The organism is Gluconobacter japonicus, from assembly GCF_015244665.1.
Lineage (GTDB): Bacteria > Pseudomonadota > Alphaproteobacteria > Acetobacterales > Acetobacteraceae > Gluconobacter > Gluconobacter japonicus.
In genome coordinates this window covers 681,819-699,480 of record NZ_JABCQN010000001.1, presented here as the reverse complement: position 1 = coordinate 699,480, position 17,662 = coordinate 681,819, and the positions used below count along the sequence as shown (strand labels likewise).

The window sequence follows — 17,662 nt, the reverse complement described above, 5'->3', positions numbered from 1 at the left end:
AAATTCATTCAGCATGGGACACGACTGTCCCGGTTCCTCAGGTTTTTTCTGCCTGAATCGACCGGAAGACAAGGCTTATCACGGATTTCGTGAGGAATAGGGCATATCCCCGGCAACCCTATAAATGGCTGTTTTTCGCCACATTTGATCTAATTACGACTTTTATTAAGTCTGAAAATTACAGTTTTTTAATGTAAACCAATTCGAATAAGTCGAAAATAATTCAAGACCTTTTTAGTCCAAAAACAAGAAAGGGAGCGACATTGACTGCCACTCCCCCAGAAACATCAAAAATAGTTGAAAGGTAATATCAGTCGCTATTACTGGAACGGACGCCTGTGAACTGAATAAGAAACTGAAACAGGTTCACGAAATTGAGATACATGGAAAGCGCATCGTAAATACTAAGCTTTCCAATATCATCCTGCGACGCGAAAGACATATATTGCTGGTAGTTAATCTTGATGCGCTGCGTATCATAGGCTGCGAGGCCAGTAAAAAGAGCCACACCGATTAGAGAAACCAGCATAGCCAGCGGTGCGCTATGCAGGAAGATGTTCACAACCATCGCAATCATGATGCCAATCAGGCCCATGAACAGAAAGGAACCGAGTCGAAGAAGGTTCGCTCCCGTCGTGTATCCCCACAGCGCCATTCCGCCGAACATGACAGCACTGATAAAGAACGTTCTGGCCACCGAAACGCCCGTATAGCTCAACAGCAGGCTGGACATGCTTGCGCCCATCGCTGCGCTGAACAGCAGGAAGATCGCCTGAACAGCAGACCGTGAAAGGCGATTGATCCCGAAGGACAACACCATCACAAATGCCAGAGGGGCAAAGATCGCGATCCCACCCAGAAAGGTCGGCCGCAAAACGAATGCACCATTAGGCGTTTCTGCCAGATGGAAGAAAAGCGCCCGCAAAGATGTTTCTGCGACGCCATAAGCAACAAGCCCCGTTACGACGAGGCCGATCGCCATCCAGTTGAAGACACGGCACATGTAGGAACGAAGACCGGCATCAAGATTGCCGACCCCTGCCTGCGTACCGGCCCTGCCGAAATTGGAATTGAAAGCCATAATACCTTTTCCAGTAAAAGGCCCTTTCAAAAAGGGCGCTTGACGAACCTTGCAAGCTCGCCCGTACTTTCCCTGAATGTGGGGCTTTTCACTGCACGGTCAAGAAGACCCTTCATATCTGTGTTCTATTTGTCCGGGAAACGAGCCTCTTGAGACTTTTTGTCGCACTCGACCTCTCCCCCGCCCAGCGCGAAGCGCTTGCTCTTCTCAGAGGGTCATTGCCTGGTGTGCAGTGGGTTCCGTCCGAGAACTATCATTTAACCTTGCGCTTTATCGGCGAAATTACAGATCGCTATGTCATGGACGAGATTGATCTCGCCCTTTCCAGGCTGGCCTGGAAACCGTTTGACGTCTCATTCCAAGGAGCAGATCTCCGGGAAGGAATGACGGCTGACAGCCTGATCATCGGTATCGAACGATCTGAAGCTCTAAATACACTTCAGACGCAGGTTGAAAACGTTCTTCGCAAGGCAGGCTGCCCGCCGGCCAAGCGACGCTTTCAACCTCATATAACCCTCGGCCACCTCGCGACGACACAACGTGCCGATGCGGCTCGATGGGTTCAAAGACATAATCTTTTCAGAAGTGAGCCAATGCCCGTTCACCACGTTACACTTTTTGAAAGTCTGCGTGGGTACGATCAGCATGTCTATGTTGCCCGCGCCGAATATGCCTGGCACCCCGACATGCCAATTCTTCCTGAGGATGAATGATTTCCAATCCCACTACACAAGACCGATTGACTGCTCTGGTTCAGGAGGTCCGTGCCTGCCGCGTCTGCGAAAATAATCTTCCGCTCGGCGCGAGACCTCTTATCCATGTCTCTGCAACATCGCGACTACTGATCGCCAGTCAGGCGCCGGGGACGAAGGCCCATTTCAAGAATACGTCTTTCATGGACCCGTCAGGCGTTCGGCTGAGACAGTGGCTTGGCCTGACGGAAGATGTCTTTTACGACACCCGGCACGTTGCCATTCTCCCAATGGGCCTTTGCTACCCCGGACGCCTCCCCAAAGGCGGGGATTGCCCGCCACGCCCGGAATGTGCGCCAATCTGGCGCAAAAGGGTTCTCTCGCTGATGCCTGCCCTGCAACTCACGCTGTTGGTCGGCAGCTACTCACAACACCATGTCCTAGGAAAAGGTTCGGTCACAGAACGGGTCAGGAATTTTCGGGATTACCTACCCGACAATTACTTCCCCCTGCCCCACCCGTCGTGGAGAACAGGGGTATGGGAAAAGAAAGCACCCTGGTTTCAGGAAGAGGTCATTCCTGCCCTTCGCGAAAAGGTGCAGGTCATTCTGGCTCTCAGTGATGAGCAAGCCGTAGGGTATCGACCAGAAAGCCCTGAACACCGGAAATCAGGATCTGGATGCCGATAGCCAGAAGGATAAGCGCCGCCAGACGGCTGACAATCCGAGCCCCCGTCACGCCCAGCATGGAAACAATGCGTTCCGCATAGGCGTAAGCTACCGCGACAACAATGCCCATGGCCGTTGCTGCCGCAGAGACACCCATAAAATAATCCGGCACCGGCATATGCGGCGGGCAGGACGAACTCAGGGCAATCGCGACTGAAATACTCCCCGGACCCACCGTAAAGGGCATGGCCAACGGAAAGAATGCACGCTCTTTCAAATCAGGCGCAGCGACAGTCCGGCCGCCCTGCAAAGCCTGCTTCTCTTTACGGGCCTCACTTGTTTCCGGCTGCTGCAACATGACCCAGGCACGAGAGGCCACCACCAGCCCACCCGTTATCCGCAGTGCGTTCATGCTAATGCCAAAAAAACTGAGAATCCAGCTTCCGAACCAGATGGAGACAAGAAGGATCGCAAGAGAGTTAAGAGCCACAAGCCGTGCCAGCTCGATAACTTCTTTCCGCGTCCGCCCTTGTGTCGCCTGAGCAAAAATCAAGGAGGCACCCAGCGGATTGATAATCGAGAACAGTGCCGGGAAAGCAATCAACCAACTGTTGACCGCATTACCCAGACTTGGCGGCAGAGTCATGAACTTACGGTGCCTGAAGCCGTTTCGGGGCGTTCTGCCGACCGCTTCTTGCGAGCCTGCCGCTCTTCTCCACTCAGAAACGCCCGGATCATGCGATAATCCTCAGAAAAACAGCAGATGGTTCCAGCCTTCCCATCCGGGCAAACCGTCAATCCAAGATCATTATAGACGGCCATAAGAGACTGACCAACACGGACAAACGCAAGTTTGCGTCCCTCCTGAAGGGCTAGATCCCTCAATCGCCAGATCGCAGCAATGCAGTTCCGCTCCGAACCAGCCGGATCGCCCAGACCAATGATAAACTGGCCCGTACGCAGGAACGGAATGGCGGCACGGCCCGCCTCATCATGCAGCAGACCACTGGGCCGACGACGCCCCAGTTCCTGCAACGCATGCGGAAGGCTGCGATAACGCTGCTCATTTTCTGAGTTCCACGCCTCAAAACGGATGCGCGTCCGGCGCATTCCAAACCAGAGCGCGAAAAGCCCACACAGCGCAGAAATGCCCAGGAACCAGCGCCCAGTCGCTGTGTGTGCGTCGTAAATCATTGAACGCCACCAGATAGGACCAAGATGACGTTGCAACGCTACCCATCCCACCCCCAGTAAGCCCAGTGCCCAAAGCGACACCGGGGCCAGCATGGTAGGCGTCAAGGGCGCGACTAGGATCTGCGCGCGACGGTAATAGCAGTTCCGGAACGGCGCGATCAGCAGCATTACCAGCCCAAGTGCAACCGGCGCCTCCCATGGTGCATGGCGCAGCACCAGCAGAACAACGGACGCCCCCAGAACACCAAGCGACACTTTCCATGCCAGTGCCACGCGCTGAGACAGTCCCAGCGCCAAACCTACCAAAGCCACACCGCTGACAGTCAGAAAAAGATCCGCAATCTGGGACACTGCAGCGCCCAATGAGGTGCGCAGGGCCGGCAACTCAGCCGCCAGAGCATAGAGAACCAGAAGAATACCTGCGACAGCCTGAACGCTTGTCGCAACAGTGACAGAGAAATCCGCTTCAGACTCCCGCACCACCTGGCTCGGCCGGATACGACGTGGCGCCTGCCCGGCCGACATAAGGGCCTGTTCGCCACGCAGAAACAATTCATGTCCTGCAAACATCAAGCCCGCCAGAACAAGCGGAATGATGTAATAAAAAAGACGGAACACCAGAATGGCGCTCATGATTTCCGGAACCGGAAGGTAAGGGCGCAGCGCCAGCAACATGGCACTGTCGAAAACGCCTAACCCACCGGGCACACTGGCAATCAAGCCAGCCGTGTAAGACGCAATATAGATGGCCAGGAATGTACCAAAACCAAAATGCGCTTCCGGTGGTAGTGGAGGCAGAACGCCATATGCAATCAAGGCTGTTGCCGCCATATCGGCGGCACTGACAGCAATCTGGGAAATCGCAATACCAGTCCGTGGAATTTCAATCGTGTAGCGCCAGATCCTGACATGACGACGCACACGGGACAGCACGACATACGCTGCCAAGACACCCCATAGCCCTAGTCCCGCAAGTCTCAAAAGAAAGGACGGCAAATGAGACAGTACGGGGATAGCATGTGGCTCCAGGGTCAGAATACCCCCGACCAGAGCCATAGTTCCGAGCAGATACGTTGCCGAACAGAACGCAATAATCTGAGCAATATCGCCCGGCGCGACCCCCCAGCTACGATAAAGCCTGAACCTGACAGCCGCGCCGGAAATCGCAGCACATCCAAGATTGTGGGACAGGACATAAGAACAGAACGCAGCAAATGCAGAGCGCTGGAAGGAAACCTTCGCACGCACATGCAGACAGGCCAGTCGATCGTAAAACGACAGGATGAAATACGACAGAACTGTCGCACCTGCCCCCGCAAGCAAAGCGCCTGAGGGAATATCGCCCAGACTTCTGACGATGTCGTGCAAAGAGAGATGACGCAGTTCACGCCAGATCACCACGACAGCCGCCACCAAAAGCACGAGCCCGACAACAGCGGGGGCACGCGTCAGCAGAAGTTGCCAGCGACTTTTAACACATCCGCTCTCACCCTCTTCTTCGAGGGCGAGAGCGTCATCCTGCCAGTCGTCTTCCCTGTGAGGGCACATCGGCGTCAGGCCTGAATGGCCCCGGTGACCGGACGGGCCAGCGCGCCCCGGATAAGGGCAACTGTCTCCGGCAAACCGAAGAGCGATGCAAAAATTCCGAAGCGTGGCCCCTCGCTCTGCCCCAACAGAACCTCGTAGAGGCACCCAAACCACGAGCGCAGTTCAGACTTCTCAAAGTAACGCTTACCCACTTCGAAAACCACGTCCTGCACTTCAAGCGGCGGCGTCTGAGCAGGAAGTTTTTCCAGTTCTGTCGCCAGATCCTCAAGACCCTTGCGCTCTCTCTCAGACGGATCGCGATAGGTCTTGTTCGGGTAAACCTGCTCCTGAAAATAGGTCAGAGCGCAACGAACCAGCTTGTCCACATATGGATGCGTTTCCGGCGACAGCGTCTCGTCATACCGGCGCAGGAATTTCCAGAGCGTCTCCGGATTGTCTGCATTTGCTACGTTCGCGAGGTTGAGAAGCGCCGTGTAGGACACAGGGCTAGTCTCTTCCGGACGCACCGTTCCGCCATGAATGAACCAGACTGGATTGGCCATCAGGTCCATCGGTTCCTGCGCTTCAGCCTTCTGAACCAGCGTCAGATAATCATCCGTTGCGCGGGGAATGACATCAAAGAACAGACGCTTCGCCCGCGTAGGCTGCTGGTACATGTACTGCCCGAGGCTTTCCGGCGTACCGTAACGCAGCCATTCCTCGACAGACAGACCATTACCCTTGGACTTGCTGATCTTCTGCCCCTGAGCATCAAGGAACAGCTCGTAGGTTAGCCCGGCAGGCGGCTCCTTGCCCAGAATGCGGCAAATCTTCGAAGACAGCTTCACACTGTCGATCAGATCCTTGCCGGACATTTCGTAGTCGACACCCAGAGCATACCAGCGCATGGCCCAATCGGCCTTCCACTGCATCTTGGCATGACCACCCAGAACAGACGTTTCAAACGTCTTCCCAGTGTCGTCTTTCCAGACAACCGTCCCGGCATCCGGATCAACCTTGATGATCGGAACCTGCATCACCTGCCCAGTTTCAGGGTGGATCGGCAGAACCGGGGAATATGTTGCACGACGCTCAGGCCCAAGCGTCGGAATAATGGTCGCGACGACTTCATCATGCACTTCAAGCATACGACGAAGAGCGGCATCGAATGTGCCACCGGTATAATAATCGGTCGCGGAAGCAAATTCGTAATCAAAGCCGAAGCTGTCCAAAAACTGACGCAAACGGGCATTGTTATGGGCGGCAAAGCTTTCGTACTCGCCAAAAGGATCCGGAATGCGCGTCAGCGGCAGGCCAAGATACTTCGCAAGCATCTCCTGCTGCGGTACGTTCGTCGGCACCTTGCGCAGGGCATCCATGTCATCCGAAAACGCCAGAAGACGGGTCGGACGGCCGGTCAAGGCTTCAAAAGCCTGCCGAACCCATGTCGTGCGAGCGACTTCGCCGAACGTGCCGATATGCGGCAGCCCGGATGGCCCGTACCCTGTTTCAAGCAGGGCCGGGATTTTCGGATCGCGCTCACCCACATGCGCGGCGATTTTTTTCGCTTCTTCGAATGGCCATGCTTTGGGCAGAGGCGCATCCGGTGCGAGGGACGGAAAGGTTTGTGAACTGGAATTGTGCATGATTACCGGAAAAAGTAGGCAGACACGTATCCCGGGTCAAGCAATACGAGCAGAAGCAGAGTTTCTCGACATGCCTCAAATGGTGACGAAATATGTCAAAGTCTGTTTTTGACGACCCCGCTTTAGCTGCCAGCCTTTCCTTTCACGATCTGTTCCCAAAATCTCTCGCCCCCTCCGCACCTTCCCGCTAGACTGAAGGGGATGCCATCAGCTCCCTCTTTTCCGTCGCCATTTGATGCTCCCGCCCTGATTGCACGGCGGGGCCTGTCGTCTCTTCTGACGCCAGACGGAGAACTTCTGGATCTGTCAGCCGAAGACGCGCGGGAAAAATTATCGCAGCTTCCCCCGCCCCTTCTGGTGCACGGGCCAGCAGCTCTCCGGGCACTGGACCTGACACCTCTGTCACAGCCGGTTCCCTGGTTCGACCTTCTGGACCTGTTCCTGTTCGTCCTTCCAGCGACAACCGTGGCACCCACCCCACGAGGACTGGCCATTGCACTCGGGCTAACACCCCCCGAAACCGTAACGGCCGATCTTCTTCCTCTTCTATGCGAAAATCTTCTCAGCCGGTTGCGCGCCAAAGCGGACACCCACGAAGGCGCGCGCCTTCGTGCGCTTCTGCTTCCACTCACCCGCGCAGGCTGGATCTGGAGTGGCGAAGTTGCAGACGCCATTGGCTCTGCCTCTGACCCGGGAAGTGCGCATCCTTTCGATGCCGTCCGCATCTGGAGGCGATTACCTCGCTGGGAGGAAACAGCTCCCCGCCCTGCACCCAGCAGTCAACCCGTCTCGCCCCGTGCAGCACGCGAAAGACTGCGCCAGATTTTAGGTGAAGGCGCAGAAGAACGACCCGGTCAAGCCGATTTTGCATCAGTCGCAACGTCCGCTTTTGAGCCTCGGGAAACGCTGGGTTCACCCAACGTCGTTTTAGCAGAAGCCGGAACCGGAACAGGCAAGACACTGGGTTATATTGCGCCCTCAAGCCTCTGGGCCGAGCAGAATGACGGTGCCGTCTGGGTCAGCACCTATACCCGCCATCTTCAGCGACAGATCGAACAGGAACTTCATCGCCTCTATCCCGATGAGACCACCCTTCGGCAAAAGGTCGTCGTTCGGAAAGGCCGTGAGAACTACCTCTGCCTCCTGAACATGGAGGATCTTCTCAATACCGCCACATCCCGTGGAAACGACGGCGCAGCAGCCCTTCTGCCGCTTGCTCTTCTTGCCCGCTGGGCAGAGGCCAGCCGCGATGGCGATCTGATGGGTGGCGATCTTCCGGGCTGGTTTGGGGAACTCTTCGGACACGGCACGCTCTACGGCGTGGCCGATCGACGTGGCGAATGTATCCATGCTGCCTGCCCGCACTATCAGGCCTGCTTCGTAGAACATGGCATCCGCCGGGCAAGACAGGCCGATCTGGTTGTAGCCAATCACGCCCTCGTCATGTCTCAGGCTGCCTGGGCCTCCCTGGCTCCTCCAGGCCTGCCGGACGAAGACGCGGCGCCCACGCGCTATGTTTTTGACGAAGGCCATCATGTTCCAGAAGCTGCCGATAGTGCTTTTGCAACCGTTCTCTCAGGCCTAGAAGCTGCCGAACTGAGACGATGGCTCCTCGGTGCGGAAGGTAGCCGATCGCGTGCGCGAGGGCTTTTGCGACGACTGGATGATCTTGTCGAACGCATCCCTGCTATTGACGCCCCGCTGCATGCCGTCCTGCAAGCTGCACGCGCTCTTCCGGCTCCCGGCTGGAGTACGCGGCTGAAAAGTGGTCCGGACGCTTCTCTTGCCGAAGAGGACGCTCCATCCCTTCTGCCACTGGAGGAACCCGAACTCGACAATCCTGCGGAACTGTTCCTTCAGGCCTTGGATCAACAGCTTAAGGCGCGCAGGTCTCAGAACCCGCAGCATGAAACCGGATACATCTCCACGGAGTGCGATCTTCATCCGACAAATGATGCCGTCCAAAAAACTGCTGAGGATCTTTCCCGTGCGCTCCGCCGCTTGCAGGAGCCGCTGATCCTTCTGACCAAACGGCTTGAAGCCCAGGTCGAAGATGACCCCGAAATGGAAGCCCCAACGCGCCAGCGGATAGAAGCCTTCATTCGTACACTTCATCGTCGCGCCATTAGTCGCGTGACAGGATGGGTAGGGATGCTGGATGCTCTGCAAACACCTCCGGAAGCTGACATCACACCCGTCCATATCGACTTCATACGCACCGAGCGATTGCCTCGAACCCGAGCTACTCAGGGTGACCACGATGTTGGGCTGTATCGGCACTGGCTCGACCCAACCATTCCATTCGCATCTACCATCCAGACACCGGCTCATGGCCTTCTGCTAACCTCCGCCACGCTTCGGGATCAAACTGGCCCTGAGGACGGAGAAGAAAGCTGGCATGCCGCCGAACTTCGCCTGGGCGCCACGCATTTCATGAAGCCGCCAATCCGGGCGTCGCTCATGAGTCCGTTCGACTACGCAAAGCAGACGCGCGCTTATGTCGTTACAGATGTCTCAGTTGAAATCGCGTCTCTGGCCCACGCCTTTCGCGCCCTGTTCGAGACTGCGGGTGGAGGCGCGCTGGGGCTTTTCACGGCAATCCGAAGACTGCGAGAAGTCCACAAACGCATTAGCGAACCACTGGAAACACAGGGCTTCCCTCTTTACGCCCAGCACGTCGACGCAATGGACAACGCAACCCTGGTGGACGTCTTTCGCACCGAAACCCATAGCTGCCTGCTTGGAACAGACGCCATGCGCGATGGCGTCGATGTGCCGGGAGAAGCCCTACGAATGGTAGTGTTTGAAAAAACGCCTTGGCCTCGCCCTGACATTCTTCATCGGGAACGCCGACGCCTGCTCTCGGAAGGCCGCCCCAGCGATTATGACGACCGCATCACCAGAATGCGCCTCAGACAGGCTTTCGGCCGATTAATCAGGCGAGGCGATGACAGAGGCGTTTTCGTCATGCTGGATCGCCGCATGCCTTCCCGCCTCCTCTCAGCGTTCCCCGAAGGCGTCGAAGTCCGACGCCTTAGTCTTGCGGAGACATTGAAGGATATTGGAGCGTTCTTGACCTCCCCTTCCTCGGTTTCTTCGGAAAACTAGAACCAAGCAAAGCATAAAAAAAGGCGGTGGAAATTCCACCGCCTTTTTCGTGTCTTCAGAGAGCCTGAAGATCAGAAGTTCACGCCTGCCTGAAGGAAGACGTAACGGCCCTGATACAGGTTGCCGTAAAGAGCGGCTGCACTGTTATCCGTTCCACCAGAAACGAATGGTGGCTTCTTGTCGAAGAGATTCTGCACACCACCTTGGAAGTTCCACTTCTTCCAACGATACGTTACCGTCACGTCGTGAGAGAAGATGCCAGGGGTCTTGGTGCGACCAGAAGCAGAGCGGGCAACATCGCTTTCCGTATCGTTCCAGCGCATACCGCCCATGTAGCTCATCATGTACGTTACACCGAACGGACCATGCTGCCAGCCGACTGTCGCATAATCACGAACACGCGGATTGCCTGTGCCGTTGTTGTAGAACATGCGGCCAGCATAGTTATACCACTTGCCACCGACTTCGTTCTGCTGGAGATAGCTGACGAGCTGCTGGAAATTATTGGTCAGCGACAGGACATCATGGGATGTAACGCGGATACGGTAGTCAAGATCGAAATCAATACCACTCGTCTTCAAGCCACCAATATTGTCATACAGCGCCGTCACGGAGTTCAGCTGGTTTGTGCTGCCAACGCGGGTAATGTCATTGCAGTATGACGTGTTTGCACCCGTGTAGCACTGGTTCATGATGTACTGGCTGCTCAGATAAGAAATCATGTTCTTGAGCGTGTAGTGCCAGTATTCCACGGAAGCCGACAGGCCCGGAATCCAGCGTGGAGTAACTGTCGTACCAAACGTGTAGGTCCGACCGGTCTCAGGCCTCAGCTTGCTGTTGCCACCGAAAAGTGTCGGAACCTGACTTGAAGAAGCAGAGACAAAGTTGCTGCTGTTAATACCCTGTCTGGCGCAGTTTGCAGCAACAATTGGCGTCATACCACCGTAGGTACCAACCTGTCCGCTGTCACATGGATCCGTGGCGGATGCATATCCCAGGGACTGACCACCAAACAGCTCATAGACGTTCGGCTGACGGTAAGACGTTCCTAACGTCGCACGGAAGCGGATGTCCTGGACCGGAGCCCAGTTAATGGACGCTTTCCAGTTCTTGGTGCTACCAAATGTATTGTAGGATGAGTAACGGCCCTGACCGTCAATCGTCAGGTCCTTGGCGAGGAAGGCGTTATGCAACAGCGTTGCCTTACCTTCTAGGTAACCTTCAGTAACGTTGAAGCCGCCACCCGTATAGGACGCGGAGTTCGTCAGCGTGTTGCCAGCCTGCACCATCGCATCAGGATGATATGCCAGCTGCTCACCACGATGCTCCATGCCCAGCGCGATACCAAGGTCACCACCGTTCTTCCACGGCATGTGAACGACATGGTTGTTATTGATACGCAGGTTCAGGTCGCGAAGCTGGTAGTAGTAATGATCATGCGACGTGTAGTTTGAGTACTCGGCAGCCTGCGGAGACAACTTGTTGAACGGATTGGAAAGCGTGCAACCAGCGACTGCATTACAGACCGACGGGTTATAAACCAGCGCACTGTCCGGATTACCAGGTTCGGCAGCGGCGAGGCCATAGGTATCGAGAAGCCTGGAGTAGTTACCAACACCGGATGTCTGGGACATGACCTGGTTCCACCCGTAAGTGTAGGAGAGGTCATATTTCCAGCCGTGGGTGATCTCACCCTCAGCACCAATCTTGGCCGTATATGTATCGGTTGCAGTCTGGCTGACGCGGTTTCCCCATTCACCCAGACGCTTGTACATCGTGGCATCTTCGCCAAGCGTATTGTACGGCGCGCTGCCCGGAATGGTAATGGCGACTGGCATCGTTGACGGATAAATGCTGCCTGACACCGGAATCGGCGCCATTTCCGCATTTGAATTACGATGCGAGTACAGGAAGTTGCCATACGGCGTGAAGTGACGGTTCACATCATAATGTGCGTCAAACGACAGCGTGGCATCCTGAAGGGAGTTTGTCAGATTCTGATCGTTGCCGTAATTGTAACGATCAGCCTTACTGAAATTATGGAACGTGCCATCACCATTCGGAACATTATCCGCGCTATCGGTAATAAAGCGTCCGGCAGTTGGAATGGATGACCCGTAAGTCGGCGAACCACCCGGTGCAATCAGTCCGGAAACAACCGGATTGGCCCAGTCACGGCTATTTTGACGGATCCCGCTCTGGGTCATGTAAGAACCAGAGATCGTGACGTTGCCCTTGCCATGATCGAAGTTCCAGCCTTTGTAGCCGGAAATCATGCCCGTTTGGCCATCGCCACGATCAGTGATGCCACCACGAACCGTGATGTTCGCGTCATCCAGGTTATGCTTCAGCTTGATGTTTATAACGCCCGATACAGCGTCAGCACCATAAAGCTCGGACCCACCATCCTTGAGGATTTCGACGCTTGCCACCTGATGAACGTTGATGGTGTTCATGTCGAAGCAGCTGGCAGAACCATCCATGGCAGCGCGTTTGCCATCAATCAGGACGAGAACACGCTTCTGACCAAGGTTGCGCAGATCAATACAGGACACGCCGGCCGTGCCATTTGTCTGGCTGTTCGTTGTTCCTGAAGAACCAACGGATGGCAGACGCTGCAGGTAATCACCAAGCGTGGTGGCACCCGTTTGCTCGATCTGCTTGCTGGTCACGATCTGGACCGGATTGGCATTGGAGTTATTGGACGTGCTCAGAGCCGAACCCGTGACAACAACGCTCTCCTGCGTTGCTGAATCAATGGAACGGACGGCATGGCTCCGGTTGACCGCTACAGGGGCATTAAACTGCGGAGCCGCTACGGGACGAACCGATACCGGAGCTGTTGTTGCAGGCGTCGCAGCAGAACGCACCGGACTATGGGTCACAGTCTTGTGGCGCACATGTGAGGACGTATGGGTGCTTTCGGTTGCAGCATGAGCCACGCTCGAAAGCGCTCCCATCCCCAGCACCGATGCGCAAAGTAACGTATTGCGACGCGATACGATCATAGTGAAACGAAATCCTTCTAAAGGCGGTGGAGTCCTTTAGACAGGTCGTTACGCAAATGTCACCCCAAGTTACCGTGGTTACGGGCGTAACATGATAGTTCTGTGACAGGCGTTGCATAAGGGTCACATATGCGCCCTGCACATATCAAAAAAGGCCGCCCCACCTGCGTGGACCGGCCTTTCCTGTAATGTTCTGACGCAATTCCCGCCCATGAAACGGGGCGAAAATCAAGTGCGATCGGATTAGAAATCCATGTCGCCCATGCCGCCCATTCCACCCGGAGCGGCCGGAGCCTTCTTCTCTGGGCGTTCGGCAACCATAGCTTCCGTCGTGATCAGCAGACCACCCACCGAAGCGGCATCCTGTAGAGCCGTACGGACAACCTTCGTCGGATCGATGATGCCAGCAGCAACAAGGTCCTTGTACTCAGCGTTCTGAGCATCAAAACCGAAGTTGTAAGTGTCGTTCTCGAGCACCTTGCCAGCGATCACGGCGCCGTCTTCACCAGCGTTCTCAGCGATCTGACGCAGCGGCGTCTGAAGTGCCTTGCGAACGATCTCACCACCAATGCGCTGGTCGTCGTTGTCGAAGGTCAGACCCTTCAGAGCGACAGAGGCGCGAGCAAGAGCCGTACCACCACCCGGAACGATACCTTCTTCAACAGCAGCGCGGGTTGCGTGCAGCGCATCGTCAACGCGATCCTTACGCTCCTTCACTTCCACTTCGGTGCTGCCACCGACGCGGATGACGGCAACGCCACCAGCCAGCTTGGCCAGACGCTCCTGGAGCTTCTCACGGTCGTAGTCAGACGTCGTTTCTTCGACCTGCGCACGGATCTGGTTGCAACGACCCTTGATGTCTTCGCTGTTGCCAGCGCCTTCGACGATCGTGGTGTTTTCCTTCTCGATGTGAACCTTCTTGGCGCGGCCCAACATGTCGAGGGTAACGGATTCCAGCTTGATCCCGATGTCTTCGGAAATGACCTGGCCACCCGTCAGGATCGCGATGTCTTCCAGCATGGCCTTGCGACGGTCACCGAAGCCCGGAGCCTTGACGGCAGCGATCTTCAGACCACCACGCAGCTTGTTCACGACCAGCGTGGCAAGGGCTTCGCCATCAACGTCTTCAGCAATGATCATCAGCGGACGACCGGACTGCACAACGCTCTCAAGCAGCGGCAGCATCGGCTGAAGCGAGGAAAGCTTCTTTTCGTGGATCAGGATGTACGGCGCATCGAGATCGGCCGTCATCTTCTCCGGGTTCGTCACGAAGTACGGGGAGATGTAACCGCGGTCGAACTGCATACCCTCGACAACGTCGAGTTCCGTGTGCAGACCCTTGGCTTCTTCAACCGTGATGACGCCCTCGGAGCCGACCTTCTGCATTGCAGAGGAGATCATCTCACCGATTTCGCGCTCACCGTTGGAAGAGATCGTACCGACCTGAGCGATTTCCTCAGGGGAGGTCATCTTCTTGCTGTTCTTCTTCAGCTCTTCAACAACAACGCCAACAGCCTTGTCGATGCCACGCTTCAGGTCCATCGGGTTCATGCCAGCGGCAACAGCCTTGGCACCTTCACGGATGATAGCCTGCGCGAGAACCGTGGAGGTCGTCGTGCCGTCACCGGCGAGGTCGTTCGTCTTGGATGCGACTTCGCGCACCATCTGAGCGCCCATGTTCTCGAACTTGTCAGCCAGTTCGATTTCCTTGGCGACAGAGACACCGTCCTTGGTGATGCGCGGTGCGCCAAAGCTCTTGTCGAGAACAACGTTACGACCCTTCGGGCCCAGCGTTACCTTGACGGCATTTGCAAGAATATCAACGCCACGCAGCATACGGTCGCGGGCATCGGCACCAAACTTTACGTCCTTGGCAGCCATGTTCTTATCTCCTGTTGAGGTCTTTTAATGAGAGGAAATGGGGACGGCTGTTCAGCCGATCACACCCATGATGTCGCTCTCTTTCATGATCAGCAGCTCTTCGCCGTCGATCTTCACCTCGGTGCCGGACCACTTGCCGAACAGCACCTTGTCACCAGCCTTGACGTCGAGAGCCACGATCTGGCCCTGCTCGTTCCGGGCGCCTGGGCCTACGGAAACGACTTCGCCTTCGGTCGGCTTGTCCTTAGCGGTGTCAGGGATGATGATGCCGCCAGCGGTCTTCTCTTCACCAGTCAGGCGACGGACCACAACGCGGTCATGCAGGGGACGAAAAGTCGTCATGGATTGCTCCATTTTAGGCCGTGCCCTTCTACAAAGCGACGCGGCCGGGTTACGCGCTCAATGACTGCAGCGCAGTTAGCACTCCCACATCGAGAGTGCCAAGAGAGGTAGTCCCAACGACTGTTTTCGTCAAGAACCATCATCCTTCAGGGAAAAAATTTTCTTGCCGTCCAAAAGGGTTTTGAGGCGCTGCTTCTCGAGAGAATCTGCCATTTTTTGCCCCTTAGTTCGCCCGAATAGACGACGATTAGTTTCAGCGTCCTTCGCATCCTCAACAGACTTGCGGCGTTTGCGTTCCCGACGGAGATTGATGACGTCGCTCATGGCACCTGCCTTTCCGGCGTTACAGAAACTGGACAGAAATCAATGGACCACAAGCATTCCCAAGAGAAGACCGAAGGTCACATGATCCGCCTCAAGGCGGCTGACGGACATGAATTTGAAGCCTGGGAAACCGGCTCCCCCGAGTCCCCCCGCTCGATCGTTGTGGTACAGGAAATCTTTGGCCTGACCGGACATATCCGGGAGGTCTGTTCGGAACTGGCACAACAGGGTTTCCATGTCCTCGCCCCGGCTTTATTTGACCGGGTCAAACCCCATACGGTTCTCGCCTATAACGAAGCAGGCCTGAAGGAAGGCCTGGAGTTTCGCAGCGGAATTTCACCGGACCTGATCCAGCAGGACCTCGCAGCCTGTGCCGAAAAACTGCGTGAAAATGATGATCAACGTCCTGTGGGTGTCCTTGGCTTCTGTTGGGGTGGCCTGATCGCCTGGCTTGCAGCAACACGGACGCATCATTTCAATGCTGCCGTTGGCTGGTATGGCGGCGGCATTGCCAATCATTGCGATACGGCTCCCCATTGCCCGACACAGCTTCATTTCGGCGGTGAAGACGCATCCATTCCTCCAGCCGATGTTCAAAAAATCCGGGCAGCACGCTCTGAAGTGGAGGTTTTCCTCTACGATCAAGCCGGTCACGGCTTCGGTTGTCCGGAACGATCCAGCTTTAATCAGGATGCACGTGATCTTGCCTGGAGCCGAAGCGTTGCCTTCCTGAAACATCATCTCAAGAGAGCATAACGTCCGTAGCGATATAACGACACGGACCTCTTTGAAGCATTCCTACCCTATTCAGGAGTTTTGATTATGAGCAGCAATCCGCTTGAAGTCGATCCCAAACGCGATGCCGCCATCCGTCGTGAAGCCAAGCTCCTCTGGGAAGCCGACGGCAAACCTGACGGCGGCCCGGAAGCCTATCTGGACAAAGCAACAGATCTGATTTCCATCAAAGGTGTCCCGGAAGGCATCCCTGTTGAGAACCTGCCGCCGCCAGAACTGGCCGATGTCCAGATAGAAGATCCAAGACTTCAGGAAAATCTTGGAGAATTTCCCGAGCGCAGTACGGATCAGGGTGATCAGCGCCACTTCCCCGTTGCAGACCGGAAAGAAGAGCGCGAACTGATGAATGATCCCAGCACTGATGCCGGTCAACCGGGATATGCCCAGATTGATGAAAAGCAGGAAGGCCCCTGATTGCCTTCCCTGTTGCCGCCCGCCTGAAAAGCGGGCGGCAGAAACATCAGGCCTTGTTTAGAACACGACCTGCAACAGCATCCAATTTGGCGACCAACGCCGGGTCACGCTTTTCAGGCGCAGTGATGATCGCAAAATCGAGCGCACGCTCGGCGGAAAGATCCAGCGGGCGCTTCTGCCCCAGAACGGGAATCACAGCCTTCACGAGGCGACGGGCATTATCCGCATTCCCTTTCATGACCTTCACAACAGCCTCAACCGTGACACTGTCATGCTCGGTGTGCCAGCAGTCATAATCCGTGACCATCGCAACCGTCGCATAGGTCATCTCGGCTTCACGGGCGAGTTTCGCTTCCGGCATGTTGGTCATGCCTACAACCGAGCATCCCCATGACCGATAGAGTTCACTCTCGGCACGCGTTGAGAACTGTGGGCCTTCCATGACGATGTAAGTGCCACCGCGCGTCACCGGAATATCGAGTTTACGGGACTCTGCTTCCAGAACATCCAGCAGACGGCCTGATACCGGATCAGCCATGCCGACATGCGCCACACATCCCGTCTCAAAGAAGCTCTTTTCGCGGGCGAAACTGCGATCAATGAACTGATCGACGAGCACGAAACGACCCGGTGGTAATTCTTCTTTCAAAGAACCCACAGCTGAGAGCGACAGAATATCCGTCACGCCCGAGCGCTTCAGAGCGTCAATATTTGCACGAAAGTTAAGACGTGACGGCGGGATCGGATGCCCACGACCATGACGCGGCAGGAAGACGCATTTTACGCCCTCAAATGTTCCGAAAAGCAGTTCGTCGGATGTTTCGCCCCAAGGCGTTTCAACCCGGCGCCATTCCTTGTTTTCCAGACCATCAATATCATACAGGCCAGAGCCGCCGATGACGCCGATAACCGGCTGAATTTCTGTTTCCGAAGACATGAGTGTTCAATCCGCCCTTGATGAACATGTTTGAGGATCGTTCAG

General features: G+C 55.8%; 14 protein-coding genes. 5 read left to right on the top strand and 9 right to left on the bottom strand.

Translation table 11 applies throughout. The features are described from left to right. Positions 1-310 precede the first annotated feature (310 nt). Positions 311-1,081, bottom strand: a complete 771-nt coding sequence (locus HKD32_RS03215; protein WP_194257502.1) for a Bax inhibitor-1/YccA family protein — start codon at positions 1,079-1,081, stop codon at positions 311-313. A 149-nt stretch (positions 1,082-1,230) separates the two neighbouring features. On the opposite strand from HKD32_RS03215, the gene thpR reads away from it, so the two are divergent. Further along, on the top strand, positions 1,231-1,794 hold the full coding sequence (gene thpR / locus HKD32_RS03210; RefSeq protein WP_194257501.1) for an RNA 2',3'-cyclic phosphodiesterase: 564 nt from the start codon (positions 1,231-1,233) through the stop codon (positions 1,792-1,794). Further along, positions 1,791-2,462, top strand: coding sequence for a uracil-DNA glycosylase family protein (locus tag HKD32_RS03205; protein WP_194257500.1), 672 nt, complete (start codon positions 1,791-1,793; stop codon positions 2,460-2,462). The genes thpR and HKD32_RS03205 overlap by 4 nt, the downstream gene beginning before the upstream one ends. Here HKD32_RS03205 and HKD32_RS03200 read toward each other — a convergent pair. The 3 genes from HKD32_RS03200 to HKD32_RS03190 are packed head-to-tail and all read right to left on the bottom strand — an operon-like array spanning position 2,389 to position 6,808. Further along, complete coding sequence (locus tag HKD32_RS03200) at positions 2,389-3,087, bottom strand: MarC family protein (protein WP_061931641.1); 699 nt, start codon at positions 3,085-3,087, stop codon at positions 2,389-2,391. The two genes, HKD32_RS03205 and HKD32_RS03200, sit on opposite strands and share 74 nt — an antisense overlap. Further along, positions 3,084-5,183 (bottom strand): lysylphosphatidylglycerol synthase domain-containing protein, encoded by a 2,100-nt coding sequence (locus tag HKD32_RS03195; RefSeq protein WP_194257499.1) that lies wholly within the window; start codon positions 5,181-5,183, stop codon positions 3,084-3,086. The genes HKD32_RS03200 and HKD32_RS03195 overlap by 4 nt, the downstream gene beginning before the upstream one ends. A gap of 5 nt (positions 5,184-5,188) precedes the next feature. After that, on the bottom strand, positions 5,189-6,808 hold the full coding sequence (locus HKD32_RS03190; RefSeq protein ID WP_194257498.1) for a lysine--tRNA ligase: 1,620 nt from the start codon (positions 6,806-6,808) through the stop codon (positions 5,189-5,191). A gap of 201 nt (positions 6,809-7,009) precedes the next feature. On the opposite strand from HKD32_RS03190, the gene HKD32_RS03185 reads away from it, so the two are divergent. Continuing rightward, positions 7,010-9,916 carry an ATP-dependent DNA helicase gene (locus HKD32_RS03185; protein ID WP_061931638.1) on the top strand — a complete coding sequence of 969 codons (2,907 nt, stop codon included), beginning with the start codon at positions 7,010-7,012 and terminating at the stop codon, positions 9,914-9,916. A gap of 71 nt (positions 9,917-9,987) precedes the next feature. On the opposite strand, the gene HKD32_RS03180 is transcribed toward HKD32_RS03185, so the two are convergent. From HKD32_RS03180 to HKD32_RS03165, 4 genes are all read right to left on the bottom strand, one after another. Further along, on the bottom strand, positions 9,988-12,924 hold the full coding sequence (locus HKD32_RS03180) for a TonB-dependent receptor domain-containing protein (RefSeq protein ID WP_194257497.1): 2,937 nt from the start codon (positions 12,922-12,924) through the stop codon (positions 9,988-9,990). A 243-nt stretch (positions 12,925-13,167) separates the two neighbouring features. Then, positions 13,168-14,805 carry a chaperonin GroEL gene (groL, locus tag HKD32_RS03175; protein WP_007282363.1) on the bottom strand — a complete coding sequence of 546 codons (1,638 nt, stop codon included), beginning with the start codon at positions 14,803-14,805 and terminating at the stop codon, positions 13,168-13,170. Between the two features lie 51 nt (positions 14,806-14,856). After that, positions 14,857-15,147: a co-chaperone GroES gene (gene groES, locus HKD32_RS03170; RefSeq protein WP_023945273.1), complete on the bottom strand. Its 291-nt coding sequence runs from the start codon at positions 15,145-15,147 to the stop codon at positions 14,857-14,859. Between the two features lie 129 nt (positions 15,148-15,276). Further along, positions 15,277-15,471, bottom strand: coding sequence for a DUF4169 family protein (locus HKD32_RS03165; RefSeq protein ID WP_010502817.1), 195 nt, complete (start codon positions 15,469-15,471; stop codon positions 15,277-15,279). Between the two features lie 42 nt (positions 15,472-15,513). Between HKD32_RS03165 and HKD32_RS03160 the strand changes: the two genes are divergently transcribed. Beyond that, on the top strand, positions 15,514-16,227 hold the full coding sequence (locus HKD32_RS03160; protein ID WP_010502815.1) for a dienelactone hydrolase family protein: 714 nt from the start codon (positions 15,514-15,516) through the stop codon (positions 16,225-16,227). Positions 16,228-16,293: 66 nt separating this feature from the next. Next, on the top strand, positions 16,294-16,680 hold the full coding sequence (locus HKD32_RS03155; protein ID WP_061931631.1) for a DUF2934 domain-containing protein: 387 nt from the start codon (positions 16,294-16,296) through the stop codon (positions 16,678-16,680). A 46-nt stretch (positions 16,681-16,726) separates the two neighbouring features. Here the strand turns inward: HKD32_RS03155 and HKD32_RS03150 are convergent, their stop codons facing one another. Beyond that, a complete protein-coding gene (locus HKD32_RS03150) occupies positions 16,727-17,617 on the bottom strand; it encodes an S-methyl-5'-thioadenosine phosphorylase (protein ID WP_023945265.1) in 891 nt (296 codons plus the stop codon). Between the last annotated feature and the right edge of the window lie 45 nt (positions 17,618-17,662).